The organism is Pseudomonas fluorescens (assembly GCF_003732425.1).
In the GTDB taxonomy this organism is placed as follows: domain Bacteria; phylum Pseudomonadota; class Gammaproteobacteria; order Pseudomonadales; family Pseudomonadaceae; genus Aquipseudomonas; species Aquipseudomonas fluorescens_BE.
Map to the genome: position 1 here is coordinate 21,881 of NZ_MOBX01000003.1, position 14,253 is coordinate 36,133.

General features: G+C 58.0%; 13 protein-coding genes. 10 read left to right on the forward strand and 3 right to left on the reverse strand.

The features are described 5' to 3' along the window. Positions 1–153 precede the first annotated feature (153 nt). Entirely contained in the window at positions 154–1,638 is a 1,485-nt protein-coding gene (prpD, locus tag BK670_RS02930) for a 2-methylcitrate dehydratase (protein ID WP_123448536.1), read from the forward strand. Here the strand turns inward: prpD and BK670_RS02935 are convergent. Next, positions 1,631–2,536, reverse strand: a complete 906-nt coding sequence (locus tag BK670_RS02935) for a DMT family transporter (RefSeq protein WP_185036733.1) — start codon at positions 2,534–2,536, stop codon at positions 1,631–1,633. The two genes, prpD and BK670_RS02935, sit on opposite strands and share 8 nt — an antisense overlap. A 114-nt stretch (positions 2,537–2,650) precedes the next feature. Here BK670_RS02935 and BK670_RS02940 point away from each other — a divergent pair, with 114 nt between their 5' ends. After that, positions 2,651–4,060, forward strand: coding sequence for an aminotransferase-like domain-containing protein (locus tag BK670_RS02940; RefSeq protein WP_123448538.1), 1,410 nt, complete (start codon positions 2,651–2,653; stop codon positions 4,058–4,060). A 94-nt stretch (positions 4,061–4,154) separates the two neighbouring features. On the opposite strand, the gene ppsR is transcribed toward BK670_RS02940, so the two are convergent. Further along, the gene (ppsR, locus tag BK670_RS02945; protein ID WP_123448539.1) at positions 4,155–4,973 is read right to left on the reverse strand and encodes a posphoenolpyruvate synthetase regulatory kinase/phosphorylase PpsR; all 819 of its coding nucleotides are present in this window, start codon (positions 4,971–4,973) and stop codon (positions 4,155–4,157) included. A 174-nt stretch (positions 4,974–5,147) separates the two neighbouring features. On the opposite strand from ppsR, the gene ppsA reads away from it, so the two are divergent. The 8 genes from ppsA (at position 5,148) to BK670_RS02985 (ending at position 13,410) form a co-directional block, all read left to right on the forward strand. Beyond that, a complete protein-coding gene (ppsA, locus tag BK670_RS02950; RefSeq protein WP_123448540.1) occupies positions 5,148–7,523 on the forward strand; it encodes a phosphoenolpyruvate synthase in 2,376 nt (791 codons plus the stop codon). 200 nt (positions 7,524–7,723) lie between these two features. Then, on the forward strand, positions 7,724–8,713 hold the full coding sequence (locus BK670_RS02955) for an alpha/beta fold hydrolase (RefSeq protein WP_123448541.1): 990 nt from the start codon (positions 7,724–7,726) through the stop codon (positions 8,711–8,713). Between the two features lie 226 nt (positions 8,714–8,939). Continuing rightward, a complete protein-coding gene (gene rraA / locus BK670_RS02960; protein ID WP_123448542.1) occupies positions 8,940–9,431 on the forward strand; it encodes a ribonuclease E activity regulator RraA in 492 nt (163 codons plus the stop codon). Positions 9,432–9,452: 21 nt separating this feature from the next. Beyond that, positions 9,453–10,448, forward strand: a complete 996-nt coding sequence (locus BK670_RS02965; RefSeq protein WP_123448543.1) for a zinc transporter ZntB — start codon at positions 9,453–9,455, stop codon at positions 10,446–10,448. A gap of 63 nt (positions 10,449–10,511) precedes the next feature. Continuing rightward, entirely contained in the window at positions 10,512–10,760 is a 249-nt protein-coding gene (locus BK670_RS02970) for a hypothetical protein (RefSeq protein ID WP_007951986.1), read from the forward strand. A gap of 2 nt (positions 10,761–10,762) precedes the next feature. Further along, the gene (locus BK670_RS02975; protein ID WP_007916401.1) at positions 10,763–11,587 is read left to right on the forward strand and encodes a mechanosensitive ion channel family protein; all 825 of its coding nucleotides are present in this window, start codon (positions 10,763–10,765) and stop codon (positions 11,585–11,587) included. 90 nt (positions 11,588–11,677) lie between these two features. Continuing rightward, the gene (gene sigX / locus BK670_RS02980; RefSeq protein ID WP_011333251.1) at positions 11,678–12,268 is read left to right on the forward strand and encodes an RNA polymerase sigma factor SigX; all 591 of its coding nucleotides are present in this window, start codon (positions 11,678–11,680) and stop codon (positions 12,266–12,268) included. Between the two features lie 107 nt (positions 12,269–12,375). Next, positions 12,376–13,410, forward strand: a complete 1,035-nt coding sequence (locus tag BK670_RS02985; RefSeq protein WP_123448544.1) for an OmpA family protein — start codon at positions 12,376–12,378, stop codon at positions 13,408–13,410. Between the two features lie 62 nt (positions 13,411–13,472). On the opposite strand, the gene cobA is transcribed toward BK670_RS02985, so the two are convergent. After that, positions 13,473–14,240: a uroporphyrinogen-III C-methyltransferase gene (gene cobA / locus BK670_RS02990; RefSeq protein WP_123448545.1), complete on the reverse strand. Its 768-nt coding sequence runs from the start codon at positions 14,238–14,240 to the stop codon at positions 13,473–13,475. Between the last annotated feature and the right edge of the window lie 13 nt (positions 14,241–14,253).

A 14,253-nucleotide genomic window follows, 5' to 3' on the forward strand; every position in this document is an offset into this window, starting at 1 on the left:
GAAGGCTCCGATCTTTTGATCTTGATCTTCAAAAACAAGATCAAAAGATCGCAGCCTTCGGCAGGTCCTACAGTGGATCGCATTTAACCTATAAGAAAAAAGTTAGCCCTGAACCGAGGTCCCATCAACGAACACTTCAAGAGTGAATCGAACATGAGCGCCAACGTCGACCTGAACAACCGCCCCGACTACGACCGTGTCCTGCAGGACATCGCCGATTACGTCCTAACCTTCAAAGTCACCTCTGCCGAAGCCCTCGACACCGCCCGCAATTGCCTGATGGACACGCTGGGCTGCGGCCTGCTGGCCCTGCGCTTCCCCGAATGCACCAAGCATCTGGGCCCGATTGTCGAAGGGACAGTGGTTCCTTACGGTGCGCGGGTCCCCGGCACCAGTTATCGCCTCGACCCGGTCAAAGCCGCGTGGGACATCGGCTGCATCGTCCGCTGGCTCGACTACAACGACACCTGGCTCGCCGCCGAGTGGGGCCATCCTTCGGACAATCTCGGCGGGATTCTTGCGGTGGCCGATCACCTCTCGCAAAAACGTCTGGCCAACGGTGAAGCACCGTTGACGATTCGCGATGTGCTCGAAGCGATGATCATGGCTCACGAAATTCAAGGCGTGATCGCTCTGGAAAACTCCTTCAACCGCGTAGGACTTGATCACGTCATTCTGGTGAAAGTCGCCTCGACTGCCGTTACCGCCAAACTGATGGGTGCCAGTCGTGAGCAACTGTTATCCGCGTTGTCCCACGCGTTTGCTGATGGTCAGGCGTTGCGTACCTATCGGCATGCACCGAACGCCGGCTCGCGAAAATCCTGGGCGGCGGGGGACGCTACGAGTCGTGGTGTGCGTCTGGCCGACATCGCCATGCGTGGTGAGATGGGCATTCCCGGCGTTCTCACTGCCAGGCAATGGGGCTTTTATGACGTGCTGTTCAGCCACACCAATAACGATCTGGCGCTGAAACCGGAAGATAAACGCGCATTCAGTTTTTCGCGGCCATTCGGCAGTTACGTGATGGAAAACGTCCTGTTCAAAATCAGTTTCCCCGCCGAATTCCACGCGCAAACGGCCTGTGAAGCGGCGGTGACGTTGCATCCGCAAGTGCGCAATCGCCTGCACGAGATCGACAAGATCGTTATCACCACCCACGAATCGGCTATCCGCATCATTTCCAAGGTCGGACCGTTGGCCAACGCCGCCGACCGTGACCATTGCATCCAGTACATGACTGCCGTGCCGCTGGCGTTCGGCAACCTGGTCGCCGAGCAGTACGAAGACGATTTCCATCGGGCGCATCCAGTCATCGATGTGTTGCGCGAAAAAATGGTCATCGTCGAGGAACCGCGTTTCACCCGTGAATATCTGGAGCCTGACAAGCGCTCGATTGCCAACGCCGTGCAGGTGTCTTTCAAGGACGGCAGCAGCACCGACAACGTCGTGGTGGAGTACCCGATCGGCCATCGCCGACGTCGTGCCGAGGGTATTCCATTGCTGGAGGACAAGTTCAAGGCCAATCTGGCGACACGTTTCACCGCTCAGCGTAGCGGTGAGATCCTGGCATTGTGCAAGGATCAGACGCTTCTTGAAGCCACTCCCGTGAACCGCTTTGTGGATATGTTTGTTATCTGAACCACTTTTCCACAGGCAATTTGGTAATCGCAAAACCGCTCAACAAAATCGCCGAATAGATCATCAGCTCCCGAGACAGGGTTTGCCCCTCGTACCAGGCGCCGATGATCACGGCGAACACCGGGAAAATGATAAACACGAACGACAGGATGATCGGGCTCAAGCGTTTAAGCAGTAAAAAGTAAACGATGAATCCGCCGACCGACGCCACCAGCCCAAGGTAAAACAGCGCAGCCCAAGAGCGTGCGCTGACGTCGCTGAACACCGGCGTCTCAACGTTCAAACCGACAATAAATAACATCAGCCCGGCGATACCGATCGGCAGCGTGTTGTAGGTGATCACGCTGATGGCGCTGCCATGTTTTTTCGTCACCACGTAACACAGCGCGTGCATCACCGCGGCACACAGAATCGTCAACACCCCAAGCCATTCCGCCTGATCCAGATGCAGACCCTGACTGCGAATAATCATGAACAGACTGCCGAAACCAATGGCGATGCCGAGCATCTGCGACGGGTAGATTTTCTCGCGCAGAAACAGTGCGCAAAACAACAGGATAAACACCGGCATGCAACTGAACAGCAGCGCTGTCAGGCCGGACGACACGTGCATTTCACCGTAGTTGAGCAGGTAGTAGGGCAGACTGAAATACGACAGCGTGACGAACACGAAGAACCAGCGGCTTTGTCGAGGAAACAACAGCGGTTCCTTGCGTAACAGCGCGAAGCTGAGGAACAGCGGAAAAGCGATCAGAAAGCGCAACCCGGCGGCCGTCAGCGGCGGCACGCTTTCCACTGCAATCTTGATCCCCAGCCACGTCGTGCCCCAACTCAGACAGACGATCAGAAACAGCGTGCTGGTGATTAATCCGGCGAGCCAGGGTTTGCTGATATTCATCGGTGTGCTGACAGCGGTCGACATGTGGCGTACTCCGAACGGTGGAATTGACCTGATCGCAGAAACGGTCTATTTCTGATTGAACCTGTTTTCAGCACGCTATTCGGGACGATAATGACTGTCAAAGTAAGTATTGCCATGGTGTCAATCCTCCGCGATGGTCTCGCCAATGGCGTTGGCGTGAAGTACAAACGCCTGGCGGACGCTGTCACGCAGGCCATCGACGAAGGTGTGATTGAGGCTGGCTGCAAGTTGCCGCCGCACCGGCTGCTGGCCGACAGCCTCGGGGTGACCATCGGCACGATCAGCCGTGCCTACGGTGAATTGGAACGCGTGGGATTGGTCGTCGCCCGCGTCGGAGATGGCACTTATGTATGTCAGCGCGGGATGGAACGGCCGCAGGACAAAGGCTTTCGTAATGTCAGCGATGAGCCGTCGGCCTGTTTCGACATGAGCCGCAACCAGCCGATCCCGGCGCAGGAAGCGGCGTTCATGAGCCAGAGCCTGCAGGAACTGGCCAGCGATCCTCGGGTGTTGCAGCAATTGACCGGGTACACCGCTGAGGGTGGTTTGGCCCGGCATCGATTGGCGGGGGCGGTGTGGTTGCAGCATGCGGCGTATGTCCCGCACGCCGATCAGGTGTTGTGCGTCAACGGTGGCCAGCATGGTCTGTTGTGCACATTGATGGGCTTGCTCAAGGCCGGCGACACCGTTGTGACCGAGCATCTGTCCTACCCGGGATTGATCGGCGTCGCACGCCAGCTCGGGATAAAACTCATTGGCGCGGCAATGGATGACGAAGGACTTTTACCCTCGGCGCTGGAGGACATTTGTCGTCAGTATCGTGTTTCGGCGCTGTATTGCACGCCGACGATCCAGAATCCTACGGCCGCCGTGATGTCGATCCCACGGCGCGAGGCGATTGCCGACCTCTGTCGTCAACACAATCTGCTGATCATCGAAGACGAGGCCCATGCCGTTCTGGATCGCCAGCGTCCATTGCCGCTGAGCTATTTTGCGCCGGAGCGTTCGGTGTTGATCGGCAGCCTGAGCAAGGCTGTTTCGGCGGGATTGCGCGTCGGTTATCTGCACGCGCCGCAAGCGTTGGTCGGGCGTTTGAGTGCTGCCATCCGTGCGACCTGCTGGATGGCCAATCCGTTATCGATGGAGGTCGCGAGCCTGTGGATAGAAAGCGGCATGGCCGAGCGCTTGCTGGACGAGCAGATCAGCGAGATCGCTCGGCGCAAGGCCTTGGTGGCACCCGTGCTGCAAGGTTTGAACTGCAAGACTCACCCTTACAGCCCGCATTTCTGGGTGGAAGTGCCCGAGCTGTGGCGGGCGTCGCAGATTGCGGCGGAGTTGAAAGAGAATAACTATCTGGTGGCCACCGCTGAAGCGTTTGCGGTCGGGCATGCAGCGGTGCCGCAGTTTATTCGGGTGAGTGTGTGTAATGCGGTGGGGGATGATGGGTTGCTGCTTAGAGGCTTCGAAGCCTTGGCGCGAGCATTAGCTGAAGCTGCGTAATCGTTCTTCGCGAGCAGGCTCGCTCCCACATTGAAACGCATACCAGTGTGGGAGCGAGCCTGCTCGCGAAGGTGTCAGATCAGACACCACAAATCTATTTGAAGCGCCGCTCCACACCTTTCTCCACCAGAATCTTCGCCGAAATCTCTTCCACCGAAAAATGCGTGGAGTTGATGTGCGGGATGTTCTCGCGACGAAACAGGTTTTCCACTTCGCGCACTTCGAACTCGCACTGGGCGTAGCTCGAATAACGACTGTTGGGCTTGCGCTCGTTGCGGATAGCGGTGAGGCGGTCCGGGTCGATGGTCAGGCCGAACAGTTTGTGCTGATGGGCGCGCAGGGCCGTCGGCAGGGTCAGGCGTTCCATGTCGTCTTCGGTCAGCGGATAGTTGGCCGCGCGGATGCCGAACTGCATGGCCATGTACAGACACGTCGGCGTTTTGCCGCATCGCGACACGCCCACTAGTATCAGGTCGGCTTTGTCGTAATAGTGCGTACGCGCGCCGTCATCGTTATCGAGAGCGAAGTTCACCGCCTCGATGCGCTCCATGTAATTGGAGTTGTGGCCGATCGAGTGGGACTTGCCGACGGTGTAGGAAGAATGCTCGGTCAGTTCCTGCTCGAGCGGGGCGAGGAAGGTCGAGAAAATGTCGATCATGAAACCATTGGACGTTGCGAGAATCTCACGGATGTCCTGATTGACGATGGTGTCGAAGATGATCGGGCGAAAGCCGTCGGTTTCAGCGGCTTTGTTGATTTGTTGTACCATCGCCCGTGCTTTTTCCGCGCTGTCGATGTACGGCCGCGTGAATTTGCTGAAGGTAATGTTTTCGAACTGCGCCAGCAGGCTTTGACCCAGGGTTTCGGCAGTGATGCCGGTGCCATCGGAGATGAAGAAAGCAGATCGTTTCATTTGCACCTTAGGCCTTAAGCTAGTCATCAATCTTGGATATGATAGGCGCGATTTGCCGGCCGCCATTGGCCCGCATTCTCACTTATTTTCCAGGTCCAGGCCATACAACCGGCCAAGGCTCCCCCGGGCCGCCGGTTTCTGAGCTTTTCCAACACAGTTAGTGGAGAGATCACCTTGGTAGAGTACGTAGTTTCCCTCGATAAGCTCGGCAAACACGATGTTGAGCATGTGGGGGGCAAGAACGCATCCCTGGGCGAGATGATCAGTAACCTGGCAGGCGCCGGTGTTTCGGTCCCCGGCGGCTTCGCCACGACGGCTCAGGCCTATCGTGATTTCCTCGAACTGAGCGGCCTCAACGACCAGATCCACCAGGCCCTCGACGCGCTCGACGTTGATGATGTCAACGCCCTGGCCAAGACCGGCGCCCAGATCCGTCAATGGATCATGGAAGCCGAATTCCCCGAAAAACTGAATGCCGAGATCCGCACCGCGTTCGCCGCGCTGTCGGCCGGCAACCCTGACGTGGCCGTGGCCGTGCGCTCTTCCGCCACCGCCGAAGACTTGCCGGACGCCTCGTTCGCCGGTCAGCAGGAAACCTTCCTGAACATCCGTGGTGTGGAAAACGTTATCCGCGCCGCCAAAGAGGTGTTCGCTTCGCTGTTCAACGACCGTGCGATTTCCTACCGCGTGCACCAGGGCTTTGACCACAAACTGGTCGCCCTGTCGGCTGGCGTGCAGCGCATGGTGCGTTCGGAAACCGGTACCGCCGGGGTGATGTTCACCCTCGATACCGAATCCGGTTTCCGTGACGTCGTGTTCATCACCGGCGCCTACGGCCTGGGCGAAACCGTCGTACAAGGCGCGGTGAACCCTGATGAGTTCTACGTGCACAAGGGCACGCTGGAGGCCGGTCGTCCGGCGATCCTGCGTCGCAACCTGGGCAGCAAAGCCATCAAGATGATCTACGGCGACGAGGCCAAAGCCGGTCGTTCGGTCAAGACTGTCGATGTCGACAAGGCTGACCGCGCGCGTTTCTGCCTGACCGACGCTGAAGTCAGCGAACTGGCCAAGCAGGCGATGATCATCGAGAAGCACTACGGCTGCCCGATGGACATCGAGTGGGCCAAGGACGGTGACGACGGCAAGCTGTACATCGTACAGGCCCGTCCGGAAACCGTGAAAAGCCGCACCCAGGCCAACGTCATGGAACGTTACCTGTTGAAAGAAACCGGCACCGTGCTGGTTGAAGGTCGCGCCATTGGCCAGCGCATCGGCGCCGGTAAAGTGCGCATCATCAAAGACGTGTCCGAGATGGACAAAGTCCAGCCGGGCGACGTCCTCGTTTCCGACATGACCGATCCGGACTGGGAGCCGGTGATGAAGCGCGCCAGCGCCATCGTCACCAACCGTGGCGGCCGTACTTGCCACGCGGCGATCATCGCCCGTGAGCTGGGCATCCCGGCAGTGGTCGGTTGCGGCAACGCCACCCAATTGCTGAAGGATGGCCAGGGCGTGACCGTCTCCTGCGCCGAAGGCGACACCGGTTACATCTTCGAAGGCGAACTGGGCTTCGACATCAAGAAGAACTCCGTCGACGCCATGCCGGAGTTGCCGTTCAAGATCATGATGAACGTCGGCAACCCGGACCGCGCCTTCGACTTCGCACAACTGCCGAACGCCGGTGTGGGCCTGGCCCGTCTGGAATTCATCATCAACCGCATGATCGGCGTCCACCCGAAAGCGCTGTTGAACTACGACGGTCTGCCGCAGGAAATCAAGGAAAGCGTCGACAAGCGCATCGCCGGTTACGACGATCCGGTCGGTTTCTATGTCGAGAAACTGGTTGAAGGCATCAGCACCCTCGCGGCCGCGTTTGCGCCGAAGAAGGTCATCGTGCGTCTGTCGGACTTCAAGTCCAACGAATACGCCAACCTGATCGGCGGCAAGCTCTACGAGCCGGAAGAAGAAAACCCGATGCTGGGCTTCCGTGGCGCTTCGCGTTACATCAGCGAATCGTTCCGTGACTGCTTCGAACTCGAATGCCGCGCGCTGAAGCGTGTGCGCAACGAGATGGGCCTGACCAACGTCGAAATCATGGTGCCGTTCGTCCGTACTCTGGGCGAAGCCAGCCAAGTCGTCGATTTGCTGGCCGAAAACGGCTTGAAGCGCGGCGAGAACGGTCTGCGCGTGATCATGATGTGCGAACTGCCATCCAACGCGATTCTCGCTGATGAATTCCTCGAATTCTTCGACGGTTTCTCGATCGGTTCCAACGACCTGACTCAGTTGACGCTGGGCCTGGACCGCGATTCCGGTATCATCGCGCACCTGTTCGACGAGCGTAATCCGGCGGTCAAGAAGTTGTTGGCCAACGCGATTGCCGCGTGCAACAAGGCCGGCAAGTACATCGGTATCTGCGGTCAGGGTCCTTCGGACCACCCGGATCTGGCCAAGTGGCTGATGGAGCAGGGCATCGAAAGCGTGTCGCTGAACCCGGACACCGTGCTGGAAACCTGGTTCTTCCTCGCCGAAGGCCAGACACCGGCTTAAAGAGTATGTGAACGGCCCGCTTCCCCTGTGGGAGCGAGCCTGCTCCGGGCGGCGTTCCGACGAAGACGGACTGACATTTAACATTGATGTCGACGGATGTACCGCTTTCGCGAGCAAGCTCTCTCCCACAAAAGGCAGGGTTTTGAGATTCAAGTAGGGCGGGCTCCTGTAGATGCCGCCCTTTTTTGTGCAAGAGCATTATGCAAAGCAGCAGCAACCTGTTTCCTGTCGCCCTGATCAGCGCCGAACGGCGTGGTGATCTGAGCGAAGACGTGTATCGATTGAAACCCGGCAACAGCCCCGACTGGTCCGTGGAAATCGCTGTGACCCGTTTGGGCATGGCCGATGACTCGACGCCTCGCGGTGTGCCGGTGATTCTGCTGCACGGCAGTTTTTCCAATCGGCGCTTCTGGTTTTCACCCAAAGGCCTGGGCCTGGGCGCGTATCTGACGCGGCTGGGGTTCGATGTGTGGATTCCGGAGATGCGCGGCCACGGCTTGTCGCAGCGCAATGAGGATTACCGGCGCAACCGTGTCGCCGACTATGCCCGTTACGATCTGCCGGCGATTGCCGCGTTCGTGCGTGAGCAGAGCGGGCAGGTGCCGCACTGGATCGGCCATTCGCTGGGCGGCATCACCCTGGCGGCGGCGCTCGGTGGCGAATACCTCGGCGAGCCTGCCGTGGCGTCGGCAGCGTTTTTTGGCACCCAGGTCAGCCGTACTTACTGGCCGCTGAAAATTCCGCCGGTGGAGTGGAGCGGGCGCTTCATTCTCAAGCGCTTTGCGCAATTGTCGGGGTCGCGCCTCAAGCGTGGCCCGGAAGATGAGCCGATCGGTCTGGCGCTGGAAAGCATGCGCTGGTACGGCTTGTTCGGCCGTTTTGGCGACAAGGACAAGGATTGGTGGGCGGGTCTGGCCGATGTTCAAGTGCCAGTGCTGGCAGTGACTGCAGCAGGGGATCATCAGGATCCGGCCTGGGCCTGTCGCAAGTTGTTCGAGCAGATCGGCTCGGAACACAAGCAGTTCATCAATCTGGGGCGCGAGCAGGGCTTCAGCGATAATTTCGGCCATGTCGAGATGTTGGTGAGCAAAGCGGCGCAGACTGAGGTGTGGCCATTGGTGGCGCGCTGGTTGAATGATCAGCACACGCCATTGCTGGGCGAGAAGCCGGATTTGGCTGCTGCGGTCTGAGAGGGAAGCCCTGAAAAGGGCATTTCGTTCGGGTTGGCTTGCGGCTAAGATATGACGCATTGTGCGGTTCTGGTCATTTTTGGTGGCTGTTTAGCTATTACGTTTCAGGGTTTGTTCAGGTTCATTCAGCGACCATGGGATGGACTAAGGTAAACAGCGACCGCCGGAGATCGTCTCAAAAGAATGCGTCATCCTTGATCGTCTTCCTTGTTACAGGAGTTTTTCGATGAACCATTACCTTACGCCTGACCTGTGCGACGCCTATCCGGAGCTGGTGCAGGTGCTGGAACCGATGTTCAGCAATTTCGGCGGCCGTGATTCGTTCGGCGGCGAAATCGTGACCATCAAATGCTTCGAAGACAACTCGCTGGTCAAGGAACAGGCTGAACTCAAGGGAAACGGCAAGGTGCTGGTCGTCGATGGTGGCGGCTCGCTGCGTCGTGCATTGCTGGGTGATCTGATCGCCGAGAAGGCCGCTAAAAACGGTTGGGAAGGGCTGGTGATCTACGGCTGCATCCGTGACGTCGACGTTATCGCGCAGACCGATCTGGGCGTGCAGGCGCTGGCCAGCCACCCGATGAAAACCGAAAAACGCGGCATTGGTGACCTCAACGTTGCAGTGACGTTTGCCGGCGTGACGTTCCATCCGGGCCACTACATTTATGCGGACAACAACGGCGTGATCGTCTCGCCGAGTCCGCTGCAGATGCCTGAATAAGCTTTCGACAAAGGGATGCGGATGTTCGAGGAAGAAAACGCGCAGTGGGGGCTGGTGCATGCCCTGGTGCTGGACGGAAAAGGCGGTGCGCGTTCGATAACCCGGACTGAGCTCGACGATTTGCAGCTGCAGGCTCATGAGAGCCTGTGGTTGCATTGGGATCGCAGCCATCCGCAGACCCAGACCTGGCTGCGCAAATCCAGCGGGCTCAATGAATTCACCTGCGATCTGCTGCTGGAAGAGAACACCCGACCGCGTCTTTTGCCGCTGCCGGATGCCGAGCTGCTGCTGTTTCTGCGCGGGGTCAATCTCAACCCGGGCGCCGAGCCGGAAGACATGGTCTCGGTACGGATTTTTGCTTCGGCCCAGCGAGTGATCTCCCTGCGTTTGCGCCCATTGCGTGCCACCGATGAGCTGCTGGCGCAATTGGCGGACGGCAATGGCCCGAAAACCTCCTCTGAACTCATCCTTTATCTGGCGCAGTTCCTTACCCACAAGGTGCAGGATCTGGTCACTTGCCTCTCGGAAATCGCCGATGAGGAAGAAGAAAAGATGGATGCCGACGAACGGTATACCCCCGAGCATGGCGCCATTTTGCACATCCGTCGCCGGGCAGCCGGGCTAAAGCGTTTTCTGGCACCGCAGCGGGATATTTTCGGACAGCTCACGCGGATAAAACTGCCGTGGTTTGTCGATGACGATGCCGATTACTGGAACGAACTGAACAACAGCCTGACCCGCTATCTTGAAGAGCTCGAATTGACCCGAGAGCGCGTAGGGCTTGTGCTGGAGGCTGAAGACCGGCGTTTGAGCGAGCGCATGAATCGCACCATGTACCGCTTCGGGATCATCACCTGCATCTTTTTGCCGATGAGTTTTATCACCGGTCTGCTGGGCATCAATGTCGGCGGAATTCCGTTCTCCAGCAGCCCTTATGGTTTCCTGATTGCCTGTTTGACGGTGCTAGCCCTGGCCTTCGGTCAGTGGTGGTTATTCCGTCGTTTGCGCTGGGTATGAAGATGGCGCATGTGACCCGACCAAATCTGCCCGCGTCTTTCACAGACATCACGAGAGGTGCCTATGCACGATCCGTTTGAACAGTCTTTGCGCGACATGCTCAACGCTTCGCCGTCCAGCCGCGACGACGATGCGTGCCTGGGCCGCGTACTCAAAACCGCCAACCGCCAGGTCGGCGCCGGTGATCTGTTCAGCCTGCTGGGCCGCTGGCTGCCCGCGCTGATGATCGCCCTGAATAATGGATCGGCGCACGTCGCGCCGGTTTCCCGTCTTCGTAAACCTACCGCTCGCACTGCTGATAAGGCTGATTGAATATGGAACTTGATCTCTGGACTCAGAGCCTCGTCACTGCAATGACTGCGTTGTGGACCAAAGTCGCCAACTTCATCCCGAACCTGTTCGGCGCACTGGTGGTGCTGTTGTTGGGTTTCGTCGTGGCCAAGCTGCTGGATACCTTGCTGTCCAAGCTGCTCGCCAAACTGGGCCTTGATCGCCTGATGGGCGGCACCGGACTGACCAAGTTGATGTCGCGCGCCGGGTTGCAGGTTCCGATCTCGACCCTGATCGGCAAGATCGTTTACTGGTTCGTCCTGCTGATTTTTCTGGTTTCTGCAGCAGAATCTCTTGGCCTTGAGCGAGTTTCGGCTACGCTGGATATGTTGGCGCTCTATTTGCCGAAAGTATTCGGCGCGGCGCTGGTGTTGCTGGTAGGTGTTTTGCTCGCGCAACTGGCCAACGGGCTGGTGCGCGGGGCGGCAGAAGGCGTGGGCCTGGACTACGCTTCGGGGCTGGGGCGAATTGCGCAAGGGCTGGTGATCATCATCAGTATCTCGGTCGCAATCAGTCAGCTTGAGGTCAAGACTGACCTGCTGAACCATGTGATCGTCATCGTTTTGATTACCGTTGGTCTGGCCGTTGCGCTGGCCATGGGGTTGGGAAGCCGGGAAATTGCCGGTCAGATTCTTGCGGGAATCTATGTGCGTGAGTTGTATCAGGTTGGGCAACAAGTGCGTGTTGGCGAGGTCGAAGGCCAGATCGAAGAGATCGGCACGGTTAAAACCACATTGCTGACCGATGAGGGTGAGCTAGTCTCACTTTCCAATCGGATCCTGCTGGAACAGCATGTGAGTAGCCGCTAATCCGGCAAACCCTGCTAATGTATGCCGCCGCAAAATGCCAGCTGATGCTGGTTGCGGTGGACATTGACCTGACTGTCGGCACGACTTGTTTTGAATAAAGCCCAAACGCTCTCCACGCGCTACGACCCCCGCGAGCTCTCTGATGAGGAGTTGGTCGCGCGCTCGCATACCGAGCTTTTTCACGTAACGCGCGCCTATGAAGAACTGATGCGGCGTTACCAGCGAACATTATTTAACGTTTGTGCGAGATATCTTGGGAACGATCGCGACGCAGACGATGTCTGTCAGGAAGTCATGTTGAAGGTGCTGTATGGCCTGAAGAACTTCGAGGGGAAATCGAAGTTCAAAACGTGGCTGTACAGCATCACGTACAACGAATGTATTACGCAGTATCGGAAGGAACGGCGAAAGCGTCGCTTGATGGACGCATTAAGTCTTGACCCCCTCGAGGAAGCGTCCGAAGAAAAGGCGCCAAAACCCGAGGAGAAGGGCGGGCTTGATCGCTGGCTGGTGTATGTGAACCCGATTGACCGCGAAATTCTGGTGCTTCGATTTGTCGCAGAGCTGGAATTTCAGGAGATCGCAGACATCATGCACATGGGTTTGAGTGCGACAAAAATGCGTTACAAACGTGCTCTAGACAAATTGCGTGAGAAATTTGCAGGCATTGCTGAAACTTAGTTCAGCGCAAATATCTCTTACGTGTAGGCAAGTTCTGATAGACTTGCCGCCGAGTTGTCCCCCGGTTTGCGGGACTGCTTCACAATCACCAGATGGGGATTTAACGGATGAAACTGAAAAACACCTTGGGCTTGGCCATTGGTTCTCTGATTGCCGCCACTTCGTTCGGCGCTCTGGCACAAGGCCAAGGCGCAGTTGAAATCGAAGGCTTCGCAAAGAAAGAACAATTCGACAGCGCTCGTAACTTCAAGAACAACGGCAACCTGTTCGGCGGTTCGATCGGTTACTTCCTGACCGACGACGTTGAACTGCGTCTGGGCTACGACGAAGTGCACAACGTGCGTTCCGACGACGGTCGTAACATCAAGGGCGCTAACACCGCTCTGGACGCTCTGTACCACTTCAACAACCCAGGCGACATGCTGCGTCCATACGTATCGGCTGGTTTCTCCGATCAGAGCATCGGTCAGAACGGTTCGGGCGGTCGTGACCGCTCCACCTTCGCCAACCTGGGCGCTGGTGCCAAGCTGTACTTCACCGACAACTTCTACGCCCGTGCTGGCGTTGAAGCTCAGTACAACATCGACCAGGGCGACACCGAGTGGGCTCCTAGCGTCGGTATCGGTGTGAACTTCGGTGGCGGCTCCAAGCCTGCTGCTGCTCCAGTTCCAGCACCAGCTGAAGTCTGCTCCGACAGCGACAACGATGGCGTTTGCGACAACGTTGACAAGTGCCCGGACACCCCAGCCAACGTAACTGTTGACGCTGACGGCTGCCCAGCAGTTGCTGAAGTTGTTCGTGTTGAGCTGGACGTTAAGTTCGACTTCGACAAGTCGGTAGTCAAGCCTAACAGCTACGGCGACATCAAGAACCTGGCTGACTTCATGAAGCAGTACCCATCCACCACCACTACTGTTGAAGGTCACACTGACTCCGTCGGTCCTGACGCTTACAACCAGAAACTGTCCGAGCGTCGTGCAAACGCCGTTAAGCAAGTTCTGACCAACCAGTACGGTGTTGAATCGTCCCGCGTTCAGTCTGTTGGCTACGGCGAATCCCGCCCAGTTGCTGACAACAAAACTGAAGCTGGCCGCGCTGTAAACCGTCGCGTAGAAGCGCAGGTTGAAGCTCAAGCTAAGTAATTAGCTGCCGCTCCGAGAAAAGCCCGGCTTAGGCCGGGCTTTTCTTTGCCTGCGATTTGGCTTTACAGGGGGCACGCAGATCCCATGTAGGAGCTGCCGCAGGTTGCAATCTTTTGCTCTTCAACAACAGCCGCCACCGCCCCGATCACCAGAATCGCCGGGCTTTTCAATCCAAACGCACACGCATCATCACTCATGCTCGCCAGATCACTCCGGCATTCGCGCTGCTCCGGCAGCGAGGCATTTTCGATCATCGCCACCGGCGTATCCGCCGCCATCCCGCCCGCCAGCAGTTGATCGCGAATCTCCCCCAGCTTGGCCACACCCATATAAACCACCAGCGTCGTGCCACCCTGCGCCAGTGCCTGCCAGTTCAACTGGCTGTCGTCCTGAGTATGTGCAGTCACCAGTGTGACCCCGCGCGCCACACCGCGTAACGTCAGCGGAATATCACACTGCGTCGCCCCGGCCAGCCCGGCGGTGATGCCATTGACCAACTCCACCTCGACCCCACGCTCACGTAGCCACTGCGCCTCTTCGCCACCACGGCCGAAAATGCACGGGTCGCCGCCCTTGAGCCGCACCACGCACTTGCCGTGGCGGGCATAGCGCAGCATTAGTCGATGAATGAACGCCTGCGGTGTCGAGCGGCAACCACCGCGTTTACCCACGGCAATGATTCGCGCGCCAGGGCAGTGTTCCAGCACCGCGTCGTTAACCAGATCATCGATCAGCACCACATCGGCTTCGCGCAGGGCACGCACCGCTTTGAGGGTCAGCAGTTCGGGATCACCAGGACCTGCACCCACCAGCCAGACTTTTGCATTCATGGTGTTTTCCTCA